General features: G+C 71.2%; 16 protein-coding genes. 5 read left to right on the forward strand and 11 right to left on the reverse strand.

The features are described from left to right. The 10 genes from murD to GX015_RS01050 all read right to left on the reverse strand — a co-directional run. Positions 1-1332 (reverse strand): UDP-N-acetylmuramoyl-L-alanine--D-glutamate ligase (gene murD / locus GX015_RS01005; RefSeq protein ID WP_291342114.1); only part of this gene is annotated, 1332 nt, incomplete at its 3' end. Further along, positions 1329-2435, reverse strand: a complete 1107-nt coding sequence (mraY, locus tag GX015_RS01010; protein WP_291342116.1) for a phospho-N-acetylmuramoyl-pentapeptide-transferase — start codon at positions 2433-2435, stop codon at positions 1329-1331. The genes murD and mraY, both read right to left, overlap by 4 nt. Then, positions 2432-3931 (reverse strand): UDP-N-acetylmuramoyl-tripeptide--D-alanyl-D-alanine ligase, encoded by a 1500-nt coding sequence (gene murF, locus GX015_RS01015; RefSeq protein WP_291342118.1) that lies wholly within the window; start codon positions 3929-3931, stop codon positions 2432-2434. The genes mraY and murF overlap by 4 nt, the downstream gene beginning before the upstream one ends. Further along, positions 3932-5608, reverse strand: a complete 1677-nt coding sequence (locus tag GX015_RS01020; protein WP_291342120.1) for a UDP-N-acetylmuramoyl-L-alanyl-D-glutamate--2,6-diaminopimelate ligase — start codon at positions 5606-5608, stop codon at positions 3932-3934. A 70-nt stretch (positions 5609-5678) separates the two neighbouring features. Then, positions 5679-7607 carry a penicillin-binding protein 2 gene (locus tag GX015_RS01025; RefSeq protein ID WP_291342121.1) on the reverse strand — a complete coding sequence of 643 codons (1929 nt, stop codon included), beginning with the start codon at positions 7605-7607 and terminating at the stop codon, positions 5679-5681. Between the two features lie 168 nt (positions 7608-7775). Then, complete coding sequence (locus GX015_RS01030; RefSeq protein WP_291342123.1) at positions 7776-8522, reverse strand: hypothetical protein; 747 nt, start codon at positions 8520-8522, stop codon at positions 7776-7778. A 119-nt stretch (positions 8523-8641) separates the two neighbouring features. Then, positions 8642-9715 carry a 16S rRNA (cytosine(1402)-N(4))-methyltransferase RsmH gene (gene rsmH, locus GX015_RS01035; protein ID WP_291342137.1) on the reverse strand — a complete coding sequence of 358 codons (1074 nt, stop codon included), beginning with the start codon at positions 9713-9715 and terminating at the stop codon, positions 8642-8644. A 228-nt stretch (positions 9716-9943) separates the two neighbouring features. After that, positions 9944-10375 (reverse strand): division/cell wall cluster transcriptional repressor MraZ, encoded by a 432-nt coding sequence (mraZ, locus tag GX015_RS01040; RefSeq protein ID WP_155867224.1) that lies wholly within the window; start codon positions 10373-10375, stop codon positions 9944-9946. A gap of 758 nt (positions 10376-11133) precedes the next feature. Continuing rightward, a complete protein-coding gene (locus GX015_RS01045) occupies positions 11134-11547 on the reverse strand; it encodes a DUF3040 domain-containing protein (protein WP_291342127.1) in 414 nt (137 codons plus the stop codon). 244 nt (positions 11548-11791) lie between these two features. Then, entirely contained in the window at positions 11792-12211 is a 420-nt protein-coding gene (locus tag GX015_RS01050) for an SAV_6107 family HEPN domain-containing protein (RefSeq protein WP_291342129.1), read from the reverse strand. A gap of 291 nt (positions 12212-12502) precedes the next feature. On the opposite strand from GX015_RS01050, the gene GX015_RS01055 reads away from it, so the two are divergent. Both GX015_RS01055 and GX015_RS01060 read left to right on the forward strand, forming a co-directional pair. After that, complete coding sequence (locus tag GX015_RS01055; RefSeq protein WP_291342130.1) at positions 12503-13156, forward strand: N-acetyltransferase; 654 nt, start codon at positions 12503-12505, stop codon at positions 13154-13156. Then, positions 13146-13790 (forward strand): DUF3153 domain-containing protein, encoded by a 645-nt coding sequence (locus GX015_RS01060; RefSeq protein ID WP_291342131.1) that lies wholly within the window; start codon positions 13146-13148, stop codon positions 13788-13790. Before GX015_RS01055 ends, GX015_RS01060 begins: the two co-directional genes overlap by 11 nt. Positions 13791-13818: 28 nt before the next feature. Here the strand turns inward: GX015_RS01060 and metF are convergent, their stop codons facing one another. After that, positions 13819-14805, reverse strand: a complete 987-nt coding sequence (metF, locus tag GX015_RS01065) for a methylenetetrahydrofolate reductase [NAD(P)H] (protein WP_291342132.1) — start codon at positions 14803-14805, stop codon at positions 13819-13821. 121 nt (positions 14806-14926) lie between these two features. On the opposite strand from metF, the gene GX015_RS01070 reads away from it, so the two are divergent. The 3 genes from GX015_RS01070 to GX015_RS01080 form a co-directional block, all read left to right on the forward strand. Further along, positions 14927-16012, forward strand: coding sequence for a polyprenyl synthetase family protein (locus GX015_RS01070; protein WP_291342139.1), 1086 nt, complete (start codon positions 14927-14929; stop codon positions 16010-16012). A gap of 79 nt (positions 16013-16091) precedes the next feature. Beyond that, on the forward strand, positions 16092-17768 hold the full coding sequence (gene crtI, locus GX015_RS01075; protein ID WP_291342133.1) for a phytoene desaturase family protein: 1677 nt from the start codon (positions 16092-16094) through the stop codon (positions 17766-17768). Continuing rightward, on the forward strand, positions 17765-18993 hold a 1229-nt coding region (locus GX015_RS01080; protein WP_291342135.1), incomplete at its 3' end, for an alpha-(1->6)-mannopyranosyltransferase A. The genes crtI and GX015_RS01080, both read left to right, overlap by 4 nt.

The following is an 18993-nucleotide window of genomic DNA, read 5'->3' on the forward strand; positions in this document are numbered from 1 at the left end:
CGCGGCGGCACAGGCCTGCGCCATCGCGGTGGCCGGGTCGGTCTCCCCGATCACCGTCACCGGCAGACCCGGCGAGGCGGCGGCGAGGGCCTCGGCGATGGCCGGGCCGTCGACGCCGAGGACCACCGCCGCGCGCATCCGGTGCGCGTGATCGGCGATGAGCCCGGTGACGTCGGCGCCCTTCAGCTGACCGCCGGCGACCCACACGACCGATTCGTGACCGCGCAGCGCCGCGTCGGCGGCGTGCGGGTTGGTGGCCTTGGAGTCGTCGATCCAGTCGACGCCCCCGGCGGAATGGACGACCTGTCCGCGATGGGCCCGGACGGTGAAGCCCGCCAGCGCGGCGGCGATGTCCGCGGCGCGGACCCCGATGGAGCGGGCGAGCGCCGTAGCGGCCAGCGCGTCGAGCACGCCCGCCGGGCCCGGGGGCGAAATGCCCTCGATCGTCGCGACGTCCACGCCGCCGAGCGCGGTCGCCTCGTGCGGCTCGTCGCTCGTCCGGTCCCCGAAGGCGCGGTCGACGATGCGCCCGTCGCGCACGCCGATCTGCCCCTCCTCCGGTTCGCCGATGGTGAAGCCGACGGCCGCGGGCGCCAGGCGCCCGGCCTCGGTGAGCCCTCGCACCTGCTTGACGACGTCTTCGTCGTCGAGCCCGTAAACGGCCACTCCGCCGGTCAGGGCGATGGCCTTGTCGGCGCCGTAGGCGTCGTACGAGCCGTGCCAGTCGATGTGGTCCTCGGCGAGGTTGAGCAGCGCGCCGGCGTCCGGGCGCAGGTCCGGCGCCCAGTGCAGCTGGAAGCTCGACAGTTCGGCGGCCAGCACGTCGACGCGGTCGTCGGCGGTGAGGGCGTCGTGCAACGCCACGCCGATGTTGCCGACCGCGGCGCCCCGGTCGCCCAGCATGGCGGCGAGCATCGCGGTCGTCGTGGTCTTGCCGTTGGTTCCGGTGACCACCAGCCAGGTGCGCGGCGCACCCCACGCGCCCGCACGGTCGCCCGCGTGGGCGACGGCCACGTCGCCGACGACCGGGACGCCGGCGTCCGCGGCGTCGACGAGCAGCGGAGTATCCGGGCGCCACCCCGGGGAAGTGACCACGGCGGCGGCGTCGGAAAGCAGACCCCGGGCCACGTCGGAGCCGCACCATTCGACCCCGTGCGCGTCGGCCAGGGGCCGGCCGCGCTCGGCGGAATCGTCGACCAGGTGGATCTCCGGGCAGCCGAGGTCGCGGAGGAGCTTGATCGCGCCCTCCCCGGACACGCCCGCCCCGGTGACCAGCACCGGGCCCGAGCGCACCAGCGCCACCAGATCCGTGGGCGTGTCCGTGAACGTCATCGCATGACCCCCGATTGCATAAGCCAGTCCGAATAGAAGATTGCGGAGCCGAGCATGTTGAAGATGCCGGCCAACAGCCAGAAGCGAATGACGACCGCCGTTTCGGCCCAGCCCTTCGCCTCGAAGTGATGGTGGATGGGCGCCATCCGGAACGGGCGCTTGCCCGTCGTCTGGAACGCCGCGATCTGGATGGCCACCGAAGCGACCTCCATGACGAAGATGAAGCCGATGATGACCATCAGCAGCTCGGTCTTGGTGACGAACGACAGGCCGGCGATGAGGCCGCCCAGCGCCAGCGAACCGGTGTCGCCCATGAAGATCTTCGCCGGCGCGGCGTTCCACCACAGGAAGCCCAGGCAGGCGCCCAGGCCGGCGGCGGCGAGGATGCCGACGTCCAGCGGATCGCGGACGTCGTAGCAGCCGGCGCCGATGGCGACGTCGCAGGAATTGCGGAACTGCCAGAAGGCGATGGCCGTGTACGTGCCCAGCAGCAGCGCCACCGCGCCGGAGGCCAGGCCGTCGAGGCCGTCCGTCAGGTTCACCGCGTTGGTCCACGCCGCGATGACGATGAACACGAACACCAGGAACACGATCATGCCCAGCCAGGCCGGGCCCGGGGCGAGGTTCCACGTGGTGATGTCGCGGGCGAAGGACAGGTTCGTCGAACCCGGGGTGATGCCCGAGGCATCCGGGAACTGCAGCAGCAGCACGCCGAAGATCAGCGCCGCGGCCAGCTGGCCGACGAGCTTCGCCGTCTTGTTCAGCCCCAGGTTGCGGCCCTTGTACAGCTTGATGAAGTCGTCGGCGAAGCCGAGCGCGCCCATGGCCAGGGTGAGGAAGAGCACCAGCAGGCCCGAGGCCGAGGGCCCCGCGCCGGTCTGGAAGAAGCCGATGGCATGCGAACCGAAATAGCCGGCGAGGATGCCGGCGATGATGGCGATGCCGCCCATCGTCGGGGTGCCGCGCTTGCGGAGGTGGCTCTTCGGCCCCTCCTCGCGGATCTCCTGGCCGATGCCCTCCGCGGAAAAGCGGCGGATGAGCACCGGGGTCAGGAAGACCGACACGATGAACGCGAAGGCCCCGCTGTAGATGAGTTGAGTCACTTGCCTCGCCTCTCGGTCGAATTCTGCTGCGTCACCGGCGCCAGCGCGTCGGCGACGCGCCACAGGCCGTCGGCGTAGGACGCCTTGACCAGGACAACGTCACCGGGTCGGAGCTCCGCGGCGACCGCTTCCGCGGCCGCATCGGGGTCCGACGCCCGGACAGTATTTAACCCCATCGCCTCGGCGGCGTCCGCGAGGGCACGCGCGTTGGCCCCGTCCCCGACTGCGACGAGGCGGTCGACGCCGTGGTCGGCGAGGTATCCGGCCAGCGCGGCGTGCTCGTCGACGGCGGTGTCGCCGAGCTCGCCCATCTGCCCCAGCACCGCCCACGAGGTCGCGCCGTCGCGGGCGCCGGCGGCGAGCACGAGGGCGTCGACGCCGGCCCGCATGGAGTCGGGGTTGGCGTTGTAGGAGTCGTTGATGACGGTCGTGCCGTCCCCGCGGCCGCGCATTTCCATGCGCCGCTCGGAGGCGGCGACGTGGGCGCTGAGCGCTTCGGCGACGGTGGCCGGGGCAAGTCCCGCCTCGATGCCGACGGCCGCGGCGGCCAGGGCGTTGGGCACCTGGTGGGCACCGTGCACCTTGAGCTCCACCCGGTGGGCGGACCCGCCCGGGCACTGCAGCGTGAAGGAGGCGCGGGCGAGGTCGTCGATCGTGACGTCGGTGGCCCGATAGTCGGCCGCCTCCGAGGCCACGCCGAACGTGACCACCTTCGCCCGGGTGCGCGGCGCCATGCCGGCGACCAGCGGGTCGTCGGCGTTGAGCACCGCGACTCCCCCGTCGGCTGCGGCGGGCAGCGCCTCGACGAGCTCTCCCTTGGCCTGCGCGATGGTCTCGCGCGAGCCGAATTCGCCGAGGTGCGCGGTGCCCACGTTGAGCACGGCGCCGATGCGCGGCGGGGCGATGCGCGCCAGGAGGGCGACGTGCCCGACGCCGCGGGCGCTCATCTCGGCGACCAGGTAACGGGTGTCGCGGGTGCAGCGCAGCACGGTGTACGGATGGCCGATCTCGTTGTTGAACGACCCCTTCGGCGCGACGGTCTCGCCGTCGGTGCGCAGGATCGTGGCCATCATGTCCTTGACGGAGGTCTTGCCGGCCGATCCGGTCACCCCGACGACGACCAGGCCGTCGGCGGCGAGCTCGTCGACGTCGCGGCGGGCCAGCTTGCCCACCGCCTCCAGCACCGCGGCCCCGGAGCCGTCCGGGTCGTGCGCGAAGGCGTCGGCGTTGGAGTCCTGTGCGCCCAGTGGCTTGACGACGACGGCGGGCACCCCCACCGGCCGCGCCGCCAGGATCAGCGCCGCACCCTGGGCTGCCGCGCCCTGCGCGAAATCATGGCCGTCGGCACGCGCGCCCGGCAGCGCCAGGAACACGGAGCCGGGCCCGACGCGCCGGGAATCGAATTCGACGGGGCCGGTGACGGTGGTCTCCGGGTCCGCGTCGTGGAGGACGCCGCCGACGATGTCGGCGATCTCCCCCGCGGTGCGCTGGATCATCTAGTCCTCGCCCTCTCCCTCGGTCGACGTGGTCGCCGCGGAAGCCCCGGACGTGCCCGGAGCTGCGCCGGCACGGCGGCGCAGCGCCTCCCGGACCTGCTCGCGATCGTCGAAATGATGCTGGACGCCGTTGATCTCCTGGCCCGTCTCGTGGCCCTTGCCCGCGACCACCACTGCGTCGCCGGGCTCGGCGAGGCGGATGGCCAGATCGATGGCCTCGGCGCGGTCGCCGATGTTCTCCACGCGAATCGGGTCGATGCCCACCGCGGCGGCCCGCTTGGCCGCGGCCTCCGCCGCGCCCTGCGTGACGGCCTCGCGGATCGGCCGGGGATCTTCGGTGCGCGGGTTGTCGTCGGTGACGATGACGACGTCGGCGACGCGTGCGGCTTCCGCGCCCATGAGCGGGCGCTTGGAGGAATCGCGGTCGCCGCCGGCGCCGATGACGGCGATGACGCGGCCGACGGTCTGGGCGCGCAGCGTGCGCAGCACCTCGCCGACGGCGGCGGGCTTGTGGGCGTAGTCGACGACGGCGAGGAAGTCCTGGCCTTCGTCGATGCGCTCCATCCGTCCCGGCACCGCCACGCGGGCGATGCCCTCGGCGGCGTCGCGACCGGCCACGCCGAGGGCGGCCAGCGCCGCCCACGCGACGGAGGCGTTGGCGATGTTGAACGCACCGGGCAGGGGGACGTCGATCTGCACCGGACCACCCGGCCCGGTCAAGGTCACGTGCTGGACTCCGTTGTCGGCGACCGAGACGCGGCCGGCTCGCCACGTCGCCTGCGGGGCGAGGCGGGTGCCGTCGTCGGCGATGCGCGCGTCCTCCGCGTGCGGGGTGCCCACGGTGTCGACTCTGACGCCGGGCGCCGCGGCGATCTCCGCCATGCGGCGGCCCCAGGAATCGTCGACGCACGAGACCACGCGCGGGGCGTGCAGCGGCGACTCGGGGCGGAACAGCGCCGCCTTCGCGTCGAAGTAATCCTCGAGGCCGTCGTGGAAGTCGAGGTGGTCCTGGGAGAGGTTGAGGAAGCACGTCACGTCGAAGGAGACGCCGTCGACGCGGCCCAGCGACAGCGCGTGCGACGACACTTCCATGACCACGTGGGTCACGCCTTCGGCGAGCATGTCGTCGAAAAGCCTCTGCAGTGCGGGGGCCTCAGGAGTGGTCAGGTGGCTGGGGACCGAACGGCCGTTGATGCGGGTGCCGGTGGTGCCGATCAGGCCCGTGCGCTTGCCGGCCGCCAACAGGGCGCCCTCGAGCAGGTACGTCGTGGTGGTCTTGCCCGAGGTGCCGGTTACGCCGACGATGGTCAGCCGGTCCGACGGGCGGCCGTGGACCTCCGCCGACACGGCGCCGAGCACGGCGCGGACGTCGTCGACGAGGAGCACCGGACGGTCGGGGCCGCCCGCGGCGCGCAGGATCTCCAGGCCGGCGGCGTCGGTGAGGATCGCCGCGCCCGGCGACTGGTCCGCATAGGACGCGCCGTGGACGCGGGTGCCCGGCAGCGCCGCGAACAGCCCGCCCTCAGGGGTCTCGGCGGCATTGAGCTCGACGCCCGTGATGGCGGTGCCGGCTGCGGTGCCGGCTGCGGAGGTGTCGGCGGCAGCGTCCGCATCGGTTCCGGCGGGCAGCACGGAACCGCCGATGAGTTCGGCGAGGTGCCCGAGTGTGACGGTCATGTGCGCTCCTAGTGGGTTCGGTGTTCTGGGTCCGGGGCCGGCCGGGTCCGCGGCCGGAGGTGTCGGAAGATCAGGGCTGCAGCAGCAGGGTCCCCTCCTCGCGGGGGGCCGGCGGCACGTTGTAGCGGTTGAGGGCCCAGGCGGCGATGTCGCTGAACAGCGGCGCCGCCGACTGCCCGCCCTGCCCGTGGACGCCGCGGACGGGCTCGTCGAGCATGATGCCGATGACGAACCTCGGGTCGTCCGCGGGCGCGATGCCGGCGAAGGTGATGTGGTACCTCGAGTTCGAGTACCGGCCCGTGTCGGGGTCGACCTTCTGGGCGGTGCCCGTCTTGCCGGTGAGCTGGTAGCCCTCGATGCCGTCGCCCGAGGCCGTGCCGGACTGGCGGCCGGTCGGGTCGGACTGGAGGACGGACTGGAACATGTCGCGAACGGTGCGGGCGGTCTCCGGGCTGACGACCTCGACGGGATCGGGTCGCTCGGCCTCGACGACGGTGCCGTCGGGGCCGGTGGCCGACTTGATGATCCTCGGCGAGACGCGGACGCCGTCGTTGGCGATGGTCTGGTAGATGCCGGTCATTTGCAGCAGGGACATGGCCATGCCCTGCCCGATGGGCAGGTTGGCGAAGGTGCCGCCCGACCACTGGGGGCGCTGCGGCACGAGGCCCGAGGATTCGCCGGGCAACTCGACGCCGGTGGACTGGCCCAGGCCGAAGTCGTGCAGCAGCTCGGCGTACCGGTCCGGGCCGAGGCGCTCGGCGAGCATCAGGGTGCCGACGTTCGAGGACTTGCCGAAGATGCCCGTCGTGGTGAACGGCTCCGGCCCGTGCTGCCACGCGTCGTTGACGGTGACGCCGGACATGTGGATGGACCCGGGGACGGTGAGGACCTCGTCGGGCGTGGTCACGCCGTCCTCGATGGCGCCGGCGGCCGTGATGATCTTCGCCACGGACCCCGGCTCGAAGGGCGTCGACACCGGCGTGTTGCCGATGTTGCGGCCATCCTCCACCTCGCGGCCGATGTCGCGGTTGGGGTTGGCGGTGTCGGACTGCGCCATGGCCAGGATCTCGCCGGTCTTGGCGTCGAGGACGACCGCGGAGGCTTCCTTCGCACCGGAATTGTCCTTCGCCTGCTGCACCTGCTGCTGGACGAAGTACTGCATGTCCGCGTCGATGGTCAGCTCGTAGTCGGTGCCGTCGATCGGCGGGTGCTGGTCGCGGGTGGACCCGGGGATGGCGATGCCGTTGGCGGCGATGTCGACCGTTCGGCCGCCGTTGACGCCCTGCAGCGTCGCGTCGCGCGAGGCCTCGAAGCCGAACTGGCCGACTCCGTCCATGCCGATCTTGCCGATCACGTTCGCGCCGACCGCCCCATTCGGGTACTGGCGGATGTCCTGGCGCTCGGAGACGAGCTCCGGGAACCGCTCGACGACGGCCGAGGCCTTGTCCGGGTCGACGTTGCGCACCAGGACCTCGTAGCTGCTTTCCTCGTCGCGAAGCTTGTCCAGGACCTCCTTCGAGCTGATTCCGCCGGGCGTTTCGCGGATGCCCTCCTCTGCGGGGGCCTCATCCGCTTGACGACGCCTGGTCTCCCGCTCCTTTTTGGCGTCCAGGTCGGGCACGTCGAGCATTTGGGGAAGCGCCTCGGCGATGTCGCGCAGGCGCTGGTCGTATTCCGGGTAATCCTCCGGCCACAGCTGGTGGGCTTCCTCCAGGTGCGCGCGCAGGCTCGCGGGGTGCGCCGTGATGCTGCGGGCTTCCAGGGTGAACGCCAGGGACGCGCCATCGCGGTCGGTGATGGCGCCGCGGCGTGCGGCGTCGACGACCTCGATGGAGCGCTGGCTCTGGGCGCGCGCGGCGAGATCCGGTCCCGCGACGAGCTGCACCCACCCCAGACGGACGATGAGGATGGCGACGATGACGGCGCCGATGACCTGGAGAATCTTGCGGCGGCGATGGAATTCGCCGCCGGAGGCGTCGATCCGCTCCGAAGACGCCATCGCCCTGTTCCGGCGCGGCGTGGGGCGGGTCCCCGAATCAACGGGGATGCGACGATCCCGGCGAGCCCGGAACTGTCCGGAATCGCCGTGGTCGTCAGAGGAACGGATCATGCCTGGTGCCTTCTCGGTGAACGGACCACGGCGGCGTGCCGCGGTCGCATGCGGGCGTCAGTCTACAGCCGGGGCGGGGGCCTCCCCGGGATTGACGTCACCCTCGGGAGCCGGGGCCGGGGCCGGGACGGGCGCCGGCGGGGCCGGCGGGCGAGCGGCGTTCGGCGAGTAGGGGGCCTGGGCCGGCAGCTGCGGGACGGCCGGGTTGCCCTCCTGCACCGACGGGGCCTGCATGCCGGGCACGTTCTCGGTCTCCGCAGGGTTCGAGGTCGGCGCGTCGGGGCGCACGGCGGCGCCGTTGATGTCGACGATGCGCTGGTGCGCCGGGTCTCCCGGGCGAACCTCGTGGACGACCCCGTCCTCGCCGACGACCAGGATGGCGGGGTTCTCGACGTTGACCATGCCCATCTCGGTCGCGCGGCGGGCGATCTCGGCGGTGGACCGCTGGAACTCGACGTCGCGCTCGAGCACGGAGATGCCGTCGCGGAGCCTCTGCTCCTCCTGGCGGGCCGCGCTGAGCTGGAACGACTGAGAGGTGGAGAGACCCGACAGGACCATCGCGAGGACGATGCCGAGCACCACCACGATGATCGAGCCGATGGCGAAGTGCACCTTGGAGCGGTCCGCGGTGGTGTTCGTCAGCCGGCGGCCCCGGCGGGACACGACCTGGCGGGACCCGGTGCGTCCCTTGAGGGTCGAGCGGCGCCCCTTGCCCCGGCGGGACGGGGCGGGGGCCGCGGGCGAACCGACGTGTCCGCGCCCGGTGGTGCGGGCGGGGGCGTCGTCCGTGATGGTGGCTGCCATGACTTCTCCCGAGGTCTTCGCCGCGAGCGGCGGGTCTGTGGTGCGGTGGTGGTGGTGGGTGGTGCTGCGGTGGGGCTATTCGGTTGTGTTTGGCGCGGTGCGCTTCAATCGGTGGCCGGTCAATCCGGGCGGACGCGTTCGATGCATCTCACCCGAACCGGTGCGGCGCGGGGGTTTTCCTCTATCTCTTCCGCGTCGGCTTTTTCGGCCCCGCGGGTGACCAACCGGAACTTCGGCTCGTGCCCGGGCAGTTCCATGGGCAGGCCGGCGGGGGTCGTGGACTTCACTCGTTCGGCGAAATCGCGCTTGACCAGTCGGTCTTCGAGACTCTGGTAGCTCATGAAGACGGCCCGGCCCCCGACCGCGAGTCCCCCGCAGGTCATGGGCAGGACGTTCTCCAGCGCCTCCAGCTCCTTGTTGACTTCGACGCGCAGCGCCTGGAACGTGCGCTTGGCGGGGTGGCCGCCGGTGCGTCGCGAGGCGGCCGGGATCGCGTCGTAAAGCAACTCGACGAGACGGCCGGACGTGGTGAACGGTTCCTTGTCCCGCTCGCGCAGCACCGCCGTGGCGATGCGGCCCGCGAAACGCTCATCTCCGTAAGTCGACAGGATGCGGGCCAGGTCACCGTGCGAGTAGCCGTTGAGGACGTCCGCCGCGGTCGGGCCCGTGGTGGGGTCCATGCGCATGTCCAGGGGCGCGTCGACGCGGTAGGCGAAACCGCGGTCGACCTGGTCGAGCTGCATCGACGAGACGCCGAGATCGAACAGGGCCCCGGCCACGCCGGCTTCGCGGGCCAGCGCGATCGCCGGTGCCGCCGGGTCGAGGTTCGACGTGTCCTCCGGATCGAAACCGGGGACGACGACCGACCCGTCGATGCCGATGACGTCGGCGAGACCGTCGAACCTGGTCTGGACGCCGACGAAACGATCGCCGAAACGGGCGAGCCGCTCGCGGGCGGAGGCCAGTGCGGCGGCGTCACGGTCGAGGCCGATCAGGTGGAGGCCCGGAAAGGTTTCCAGGAGGTGCTCGGCGTGTCCGCCGGCGCCGAGGGTGCCGTCGACGACGACGGCGCCGGTTCCATCGGGGGAACCAACGCCGGTGATGCCGGGCTCGAGGAGGGCGGTGACGCGATCGAGGAGGACCGGGACGTGCCCGTGCTCGCCGGACTTGCGATCTCCGGGGGCGGAGCGCATCTCGCGCACCACATCAGCACCGTCGTCCACTCCAGTCACATCGTTGACATCGGTCATCGGCACTCCCTCCGAAATCTCGCGGTGTTTTCGTCTACCTCGCTCTTGCGTCGTCCGCAGGGCGCGTGCACAGGGCCCTGCCCGAGCCGAACCTGGTATCGGGGAAGTACACCAGGGTCGGTTCGGACAGAGTCCTTGCGGACACTCCCGTCCCGGGCGGCGCGGCGAGTCCTACAGCACCCCGAACAGCGAATCGTCTTCGCCGTCGGAGAAGTCCTCTTCATGCTCCGCCTGGTAGGCCTCCCAGGACTGCTTGTCCCAGATCTCCAGGAAATCGATGGATCCGATGACCACGCATTCCTTGGTCAGGCCCGCGTAGGTGCGGTGATCCGCCGACAACGTGATGCGCCCCGACCCGTCGGGCCGCTGCTCGTCCGTGCTCGCCGCCAGGTTGCGGATGAAGGCGCGGGCGCGGGCGTTGGTCCGCGATGCCTTCGTCGCGCGCTGCGCGAGCTGGATGAACTCGTCCTTGGGGTAGACGGCCAGCGAGTGGTCCTGCCCCTTGGTCACCATCAGCCCGCCGGCGAGTTCGTCGCGGAACTTCGCCGGGAGCGTCAGACGACCTTTGTCGTCCAGCTTCGGGGTATAGGTGCCGAGGAACATGTCGCTTCCGGCTCCTCTCCCCTCGTCCGGCCGACGCGGTGGCGCCGCATCAAGTCATCTCATCGGTATTCGTCTTTTTCCTGTGATGCCGGTCGACCTCTCCAACATCACGGCCCACAGTACCCCACTTTGCCCCACAAGCAACACCACAACGCGCCACCCTCCTGGCGTTTTTCACCCGCCAAAACCTGTCAACCTGCATATTCCCCGGTGGGACGTTTTCCCGTGGACGATGTCACGCCCCTCGCTTCACGACGATAATTTTTCGCCCGCATGTCGCTTCGGCGTGTCGCGCATCACAGCTGGAAAAAGAACGACACTTGGGCGAGAGTCCGAAACCCGTGGCGGGCACGCGAAATCGCGACTTTTCGACGATCGGTGACGAATGCGCCCCAGCTCCCCGACGGACACTCCCCGTCCCCATGGGGCGAAGTGGGTGATCGGGGTGGGGCGAAGTGGGAAGCCGCGGTGGGGCCGAGTGGGGAGCTACGGCACGGCTGAGGGGGAGGCCGCGGAGGGGCCATTGGCGCCCCTCAGCGGCTAACCCACCTCGAATGGCCAAAAAGACCCGTTATAGCGGGTGGGTTAGGACATTCGAGGTGGGTTAGCGAGTGCGCGCGGCGCTCAGAATCTGCCGCAGAAAAAGGCACGCGAAAACCCCGCCCCGGCGACTGCCGGAACGGGGTCGGTGCGGATTCGGGGATCAACTCCCCCGGGGACGCTCCCCCGGATGCGGAATCAGGGCCTGAGGGACGAGATCAGCGCCCCTGGAAGCGCCCGCGGAAGCGATCCTCCATGCCGCCCGAGGGGCTCTGACGGCGGGGCTTCTTGGCCTTGCCGGCGCGGGAACCGTCGGCACCGACGGACACGAGCTTCGATCCTTCGCCCGATCCGGTCAGGGCCCACACGCCGGCGCCGAACATCGCCAGGAATCCGACGATGCTCATCGCCAGGAACCACAAGCTCGTCTGCGCGAGCGCCATTCCCCCGACGAGCAGCACCAGGCCGACGCCGATGATGGCGATGACCCGGGGCGAGAACCCGCGCGGCGAACCCCCGGAATCGAGGCCCATCGACTTTCCGGACATGGCGGAACCGAACTTCGGATCCTCGGCGTACAGGGCCGATTCGATCTCGGCGAGCATCCTCTGTTCCTGCTCGGAAAGTCCCATGGGTTTCCTCCCCTGACTCACGGTCGGGCTAGTCGTCGTTCACATCATCCACATCATCGCTGCGGCGGCTGCCGCCGGCCGCAACGACCGCTCACAAGGTTCAACGGCCGTGCCACCGATTTTGTTCCCGAACTTGCCCGGCGAATCGCCCGCCGGGCCCGCGCGGGAGATGTGCTGCGGGGCTCAATCAGTACGCGCCAGTGTACGCATGCCATTGCGGGCGAACCACCGCCTTTCGGCGAGATCAGGCCACGTCCGAAAGCATGCCGAAATCCGCCTCCACCTCGGCGAGAAAATCGGATGCCATGGCCTGGACCCTGCGCGCCTCCAGTTCGTCGACGCCACCGGACAATCCCAGCCGCACGTCCTCCCACTGCCGCGACAGCGCCTCGAACCGGGCCGCCCACGGCGCATACGCAGGAGCGTGCCGACGCAGCCGCGCCCAGGCGCCATGGTCGGCCTTCCGCCGCCGCCCCGGACTCTCCGCGATGACGGCCCCCGCCACGCGCAGGGCCGCTTGGTACGACAAATCCAGCCGATCGGCAGGGCCCGCCACCTTCGCCTGCGCGAGCAGGGACGCCGCACGCCCCAGGAACGTCACGGCCTGAGGAGACAGCCCCGACGGCGCCACCATCGCGCTCCTCCCGTTTCCGATGCGTGCCATCCGACTGCTCCTTTCCTTCCGTTCCCTCGACCGCGCCACCACCGGCGCCGGCCGAACTTCAAAGATTCGTTCGATGGGATCCGCACCACCGGCCCACCATCGCTTCCGCGACAACCCGCACACTAGGGAACCTTCCGGATCCACCCTCCATGATATTCGAACATTCATTCGCACCCAAGGGCTTGTTTCGCCGTTCCCGCCCCGGAGCCCGCCCGTACCCGACGATCCGGCATTCGACCCGCGCCGGTTCGCCCCGGCTAAGCTGTACGAGTGCGATACAGCGTCCTCCCCATGCCGGAACCGATATTCCGGCTCCGGCTCCACGAGGCCGTCTCCCTGTACGTCGGGGCGATGGGCTATGACCCGTCGGTCGTCGACGCGCGCGTGCGGGCCTGGGCGCTGGCCCGCCACGAGCCCGGGTGGGCCGCCGTCGCCGCCGTCGCGCACCCCGACGACGTCGCCCCGCACGTGGCGCTGGCCGATCCGTCGTTTCCGCTGGCAGGGGTCGCCTATTGCCAGACTGGAGCGTCGACGCAGTGGTGGCACGTCCAGGTCCGCGCGGGCCTGGCCGCCCGCCGCACTCCCCTGGACGTGGTCTCCGACGTGTTGGGCGATTACGCCGAGCTCGCGGAAATCCACGTCGATCCCCGCCACCAGGGCGCGCGCCTGGGCGAGAGGTTGCTGCACGAGCTGATGCGCGGCCGCCCCGAACGCCGCGTCCTGCTGTCCACGCCGGAGGTCCCGGCGGAGGCCAACCGCGCCTGGCGCCTCTACCGCCGGCTCGGGTTCACCGACGTCTTGCGCGACTTCCACTTCGCGGGCGACTCCCGGCCCTTCGCCGTGCTCGGGGCCGGGTTGCCGTTGCCCCGGCCCGATTCGCTTGACGACGCCTCCGCGTCCCCGCGAGCGTCGTCACGCGAAAGGAACCCACGACATGAAGGCTGAAAACATGCGCGGCCGCCTCGCCGCGCTGGCCGTCGTCGTGGCGCCCGTGCTGGCCCTGACGGGATGCTTCACCACCGACGCCGCCATGACCATTTCGGGGACCGACCGCGTCAACGGCACCGTCCACGTCGCCGTGCCCAAGACCGCGACGGCCCGCGGGCAACTGTGGGAGATCCCGGCCAACTTCAGCGAGGGAGTCACCGTCGAAAACGGCGAATCGGGCGAGGACCGCACGGCCACCTACGTCGTGCGCGACCTGACCTTCGACGAGGTCCACGACCTCGTCGACGCCGCCTCGGGCGATGCCATCGACTTGGAGCTGGAACGCGTCGGCGGCAATCAGGTGTCGGTCTCGGGCAAGGCCTCGCTGGCCCGGTATCCCGGTGCGGAAGTGACGCTGGCCATCGCGTTCCCCGCCCCCGTGACCGGCACCAACGGCACCGTCGACGGCGGCGACACCGTCCGCTGGACCATGGCGGGCGGCGAGGACTCGACCTTCTGGGCGACCTCCCCCGCCGGCAGCACCGACCGCGATCAACTGCTGCTGTGGACCGCCCTGGTCACCGCCGCCGGCCTGCTCGCGGCGCTGCTGGTCGTGCTGTGGGCCCGGCGCGACCACGACATGCGCGACTGAGCGCGATCCGCCGACAGGCCCGGGTGAGCTAGAAGCCGCCGCGCAGCATGTCCTGGCCGGTGCCCCACGCGGGGGCCATGCCCAAGTTGTGCAGGACCTCCTGAGTGGCTCGGGCGAAGTTGAGGGTCATGAAGTGGATGCCCGGCACGCCCTCGGCGATGAGGCGCTCCGCCATCTCGGTGGTCACCTCGATGCCCACCTTGCGGATCTCGTCGCGATTGGCCTCCTCGTCGCCGTTCGCCGCTCGGGTCAGGCGCTCGTCGAGCGCGGGCGGCAGCACCGAACCGGACAACTCCAGCTGGCGACGCACCGACCGCATGGACGTGATCGGCATCAGGCCCGGGATGATCGGCTTGGCGCCGTGCTCGGGATCGGCGGCCGCCAGCCGATCGCGCAACCGCAGGTACTGCTCGACGTCGAAGAACATCTGCGTGATCGAGTACTCGGCGCCCGCGCGCAGCTTCGCCAGCGTGTGGCGCGTATCGGTCTCCAGGTCCGCCGCGCGGAAATGGCCCTCGGGGAAGGAGGCGATGCCGATCTCGAAATCCGCGAACTCGTCGTCGGCGCGGATCATCTCGATGAGCTCCGACGCGTAGCTCAGGCCGTCGTCCATCGGCGTCCACTCGCCCAGCGGGTCGCCCGGCGGGTCGCCGCGCAGGACCAGCAGGTTGGTCAGGCCGCGCTCGAGGTAGGCGCGCAGGATCTCGCGCAGTTCCGTCACGGAGTGCCCCACCAGCGTCAGGTGCACCAGCGTGGTCAGAGGTTCGCGGGACACGCGCTCGGCGATGCGCAGCGTGCGGTCCCGGGACGATCCCCCCGCGCCGTAGGTGACGGACGCGAACGAGGCGCCGAGATCGTGGAAGGCCTCCGCGGCCCGGAGCAGCCGCTCCTCCGCCGCGTCATCCCGTGGCGGCATGAACTCGACGGAGAACGGGATGGGTCCGGGGCTGGGCAGGGCCAGCGCATGGCGGACGGGAACCTGGCGGCCCACGGCGGGTGGCGGGAAGTCGGACATGACCGGTTATCTTATTGGGAGGACGACATCAGGGCCGACCCGGCCCCCGTTGTGGACCCGAAAGCACCCGAAAGGCGGCGTCATGGCCAACCCGGCTGAATTCCCGGCGATCGAACCCGGAATGTCCCCCCTCGACGTCCCCGCCGCCGTGACCGGCGCCTTGACCGACTTCTTCGACGAGCGGTCGTCGACGGTCGCCGGCATCGACGAGGAGTTCTCCCGGGTCATCGGCGCCCTGGGCGATTTCACGCTGCTCGGCGGCAAGCGCGTGCGCCCGGCGTTCGCCTGGGCGGGGTGGCTGGGCGCCGGCGGCGACCGTGGCCTGTACGCCGACGCCGAAAACGCCGACGCCGTCTTCCGCTCCGTGTGCGCGCTGGAGTTCATCCAGGCCTGCGCCCTCATCCACGACGACATCATCGACGCCTCCGACACCCGCCGCGGCAACCCGACCGTGCACAAGATCTTCGAGGCCCGCCACCGGGACAACGGCTGGCGCGGCGACGCCGCCCACTACGGGCATTCGGTGGCGATCCTCGCCGGCGACGTGGCCCTGGCCTGGGCGGACGACATGTTCCACGGTTCCGGCCTGACCGACGCCGCACGCAACCGCGCCCGCGAGCCCTGGTGGCGCATGCGCACCGAGGTCCTCGGCGGCCAGTTGCTCGACATCACCGCCGAATCCTCCGGTGATTCGCGCGTCGGCGTGGCCGAGAAGGTCAATCGCTTCAAGACCGCCGCGTACACCATCGAGCGCCCCCTCCACATCGGCGCGGCCATCGCCGGGGCCGGCGACGACATCGTCGAGGCGTACCGCGAGTTCGGCCGCGACATCGGCATCGCCTTCCAGCTGCGCGACGATCAGCTCGGCGTGTTCGGCGACCCGGAGGTCACGGGCAAGCCGGCCGGCGACGATCTGCGCGAGGGCAAGCGCACCGTGCTCGTCGCCACCGCGCTCGAGAGCCTGCGCACCACCGACCCCGATGGGGCTCGGCACCTGGACGAGAAGCTCGGCCGCGTCGATGGGCTGGACGACGTCGCCGAATTGCGCGATCTCATCCGCGCCTCGGGCGCCGACGAGAAGCTCGAGGTGGAGATCGACCGCCTGACCCGCCGCGGCCTCGAGGCCCTGGACGCCGCACCGATCGTCGACGAGCAGAGGGAACGGCTCGCCGAGATGGGCCGGCGCGCCACCGCCCGGGCCTGGTAGCCCGCCCCGCCCAACCCGCCCCACCCGCGGCAGCTCGCCGCCACGGACATCCGCCACAGACATCGAGGTCGAAACTCCCGTGCAGAACCCCGCCTCCGACATCCTGAAGTTCCTGCCGCTGTCCCCGGTCCCGGGACCGCGGCGGCGCGTCCCCGCGGGAGACGGCGGGCGGCCGCTGGACATCGTCGTCATCGGCGCGGGCCTGTCCGGGCTGACCGCCGCGCTCCACCTGACCGGCGCCGGCCACCGGGTCACCGTCGTCGATTCGGCCGACCACGTGGGCGGCCGCTGCGCCACCGAAGACGTCGAGGTGCCCGGCGCGGGCGTCACGGTGCGGGCCGACACCGGGGCCACGGTGTGGACGATGCCCCAGCTGGTGGAATCGGCGCTGTCGGCCGTCGGCAAGCGAATCTCGGACGTCGACCCCGACTTCCGGGTCGAGCGCCTGTCACCCGCCTACCATGCGATGTTCCACGACGGCCGCTCCATCGACGTCCACGGCGACGCCGCGCGGATGGCCGCGGAGATCGCGCGGTTCGCGGAAGCCGGCGGCGACGATCCCGTGCCGCGCGTCGAGGGTTACCGCCGGATGCGCGAATGGCTGGCGGAAATGTTCGCCTCGGCGTACCCGCATTTCATGGCCGCCAGCTTCGATTCGCCGCTGGACATGATCGGCGACGCCGGGGCCGCGGGCGATCTGGGGCATCTGGCGCAGCTCGGCGCGTTCGGGTCGCTGGGCCGCAGGGTCGAGGCGATGCTCGGCGACGAGCTGCTGGCGCGCGTGTTCAGCTTCCAGTCGCTGTACGCCGGCGTGGCGCCCAAGGACGCGCGCGCGGTCTACGGCTGCATCGCGCACATGGACACCACGATGGGCGTCTACTACCCGACCTCGTCGCGCACCGGCTCGGGCGCCGGGGCCATCGCGGAGATCATGGCGGAGGCGTTCGTCGCCGCCGGCGGCACGCTGCGGCTGTCGACGCCGGTCACCGGCCTGGCCGTCGGCGCCGACCGGACCGTGACGTCCGTGCGGACGGCCGACGGGCCCCTGACCTGCGATGGCATCGTCGCCACGGTGGACCTTCCGGTGGTCGAGGGCTGGCTTGACGACGCCGGCGCTCCCGCCAAGCGGCGCCTCGTGCGCACCAGGACGTCCCCGTCGGCGATGGTCGCCCACGGCGCGGCACCGGTCGACGTGACGGAGCAGTGGCCCGACCGCCACCACCTGATCTCCTTCGGCGAGGCGTGGGACGAGACGTTCCGCGAGATCTCCTCGCCCCGCTCCGGTTCACTGATGTCGGACCCGTCGCTGCTGGTCACCCGGCCCGCGGTGACCTGCCCGGACCGGATCACCGTCGACGCCGACGGCCGCGAGTGGGAGCCCGTCAGCGTGTTGGCGCCGTGCCCCAACCTCGCCTCCGCCGACGTCGACTGGGATGTGGTCGGCCCGGCCCACCTCGCCGAAGTCGTCGGCGTCCTGGAGTCCCGCGGCCTGGCCGGCATCGCCGACCACTGGGCCCTCGGCCGCCTGGACACCCCGGTCACCTGGGCCGAGCAGGGGATGATCGACGGCAGCCCCTTCGGGTTGGCGCACCTGTTCCGGCAGACCGGGCCGTTCCGCCCGCGCAACCTGTCCCCGCGACTGCCCGCGAACCTCGTGCTCGCCGGTTCCACGACCGTCCCCGGCGTCGGGGTGCCCACCGTCATGCTCTCCGGCGCACTGGCCGCCGACCGATTCACGGGAGGTGCGGTCCGATGACCTCCGCAACGGCCGTCGGCAAGCGAAGCATCCGGGAGGGCACCCGCGACCGCTGGTGGACCGACCCGGCGAAGCTCGGCTTCGCGGGTGCGCTGCTCATCGCCCTCGGGTCCTACGGCGCCGGCGCCACCCGCTACCGGGGCGGCGTGGTCGAGGCCCTCGGGCTGGGGTGGATCACGTACGGACACGGTTTCGCGCTGTTCGAGATCTTCATTTGGATCGGCATCCTCATCGTGCTCGGGGCCTGGCTGCTGGCCGGGCGACGCCTGATCTGGGAGGACCGCGGCCCCGCCCTCGACCGCCTGCGCACCCTGAACCGGTCGCTGCTGTGGTGGCTGGTTCCGCTGTCGCTGTCGGCGCCGATCTTCTCGCGCGACATCTACTCGTATCTGATGCAGGGCGCGATGATGCGCGACGGCTTCGACCCCTACAGCGAAGGCGCCGCCGTCAACCCCGGCCCGATGCTGCTGGAGGTCTCCGCCGACTGGCGCAACACCACCACCCCGTACGGCCCGCTGCACCTGGGCATCAACGAGGTGATCACCCGCATCGTCGGCGACAACATCTCCATCGGCGTCGTGCTGTTCCGGATCCTGTGCATCGCCGGTTTCCTGGCCATCGCCTGGGCCATCCCGCGCATCGCCCGCGAGCTCGGCGGCGACCCGGCGCTCGCGCAGTGGCTGGGCGTGCTCAACCCGCTGGTGCTGCTGCACCTGGTGGCGGGACTGCACAACGAGTCGATCATGGTCGGCCTGGTGTCCCTGGCTCTGGCCGCCGGCCTGATGATGCCCCGCCTGCGCGGCGCGATCGTCGCGTCGCTGCTCATCGGCGTCGCGGTGTCGCTGAAGGCCACCGCGGTCATCGCGCTGCCGTTCCTGGTGTGGATCGCCGTGACCCGCGGCGGGGAGCTGCCCCGGTGGTCCGACGTGTTCCGGCGCTTCCCGTCGCTGCTGGGCTACGGCCTCGGCATGTCGGCCCTCATGGTCGGCGCCCTGACCGCGGTGACCTGGGCGACCGGGTCGACCTGGGGCTGGCTGACCGAGATCAGCGGCAACACCAAGGTCATCAACCCGCTGGCGGCGCCGTCCGCGGTGGCCGGCGTCATCTCGGCGATCATGGCCTGGATCGACGACACGGTGGTGTTCAACTCCATCGTCGCCGTCACCCGCACGGTGTCCTCGGTGATCATGGTGCTGGGGCTGGTCATCTGCTGGTTCGTGTTCCG

This window comes from Corynebacterium sp. (genome assembly GCF_012837295.1).
Taxonomy (GTDB): Bacteria; Actinomycetota; Actinomycetes; order Mycobacteriales; family Mycobacteriaceae; genus Corynebacterium.

Coding starts and splice junctions, on each gene's coding strand:
- murF (WP_291342118.1), bottom strand. CDS start 3,931: ATGATCCAGCGCACCGCGGGGGAGATCGCCGACATCGTCGGCGGCGTC.
- GX015_RS01020 (WP_291342120.1), bottom strand. CDS start 5,608: ATGACCGTCACACTCGGGCACCTCGCCGAACTCATCGGCGGTTCCGTG.
- GX015_RS01025 (WP_291342121.1), bottom strand. CDS start 7,607: ATGGCGTCTTCGGAGCGGATCGACGCCTCCGGCGGCGAATTCCATCGC.
- GX015_RS01030 (WP_291342123.1), bottom strand. CDS start 8,522: ATGGCAGCCACCATCACGGACGACGCCCCCGCCCGCACCACCGGGCGC.
- rsmH (WP_291342137.1), bottom strand. CDS start 9,715: ATGCGCTCCGCCCCCGGAGATCGCAAGTCCGGCGAGCACGGGCACGTC.
- mraZ (WP_155867224.1), bottom strand. CDS start 10,375: ATGTTCCTCGGCACCTATACCCCGAAGCTGGACGACAAAGGTCGTCTG.
- GX015_RS01045 (WP_291342127.1), bottom strand. CDS start 11,547: ATGGGACTTTCCGAGCAGGAACAGAGGATGCTCGCCGAGATCGAATCG.
- GX015_RS01050 (WP_291342129.1), bottom strand. CDS start 12,211: ATGGCACGCATCGGAAACGGGAGGAGCGCGATGGTGGCGCCGTCGGGG.
- GX015_RS01055 (WP_291342130.1), top strand. CDS start 12,503: ATGCCGGAACCGATATTCCGGCTCCGGCTCCACGAGGCCGTCTCCCTG.
- GX015_RS01060 (WP_291342131.1), top strand. CDS start 13,146: ATGAAGGCTGAAAACATGCGCGGCCGCCTCGCCGCGCTGGCCGTCGTC.
- metF (WP_291342132.1), bottom strand. CDS start 14,805: ATGTCCGACTTCCCGCCACCCGCCGTGGGCCGCCAGGTTCCCGTCCGC.
- GX015_RS01070 (WP_291342139.1), top strand. CDS start 14,927: ATGTCCCCCCTCGACGTCCCCGCCGCCGTGACCGGCGCCTTGACCGAC.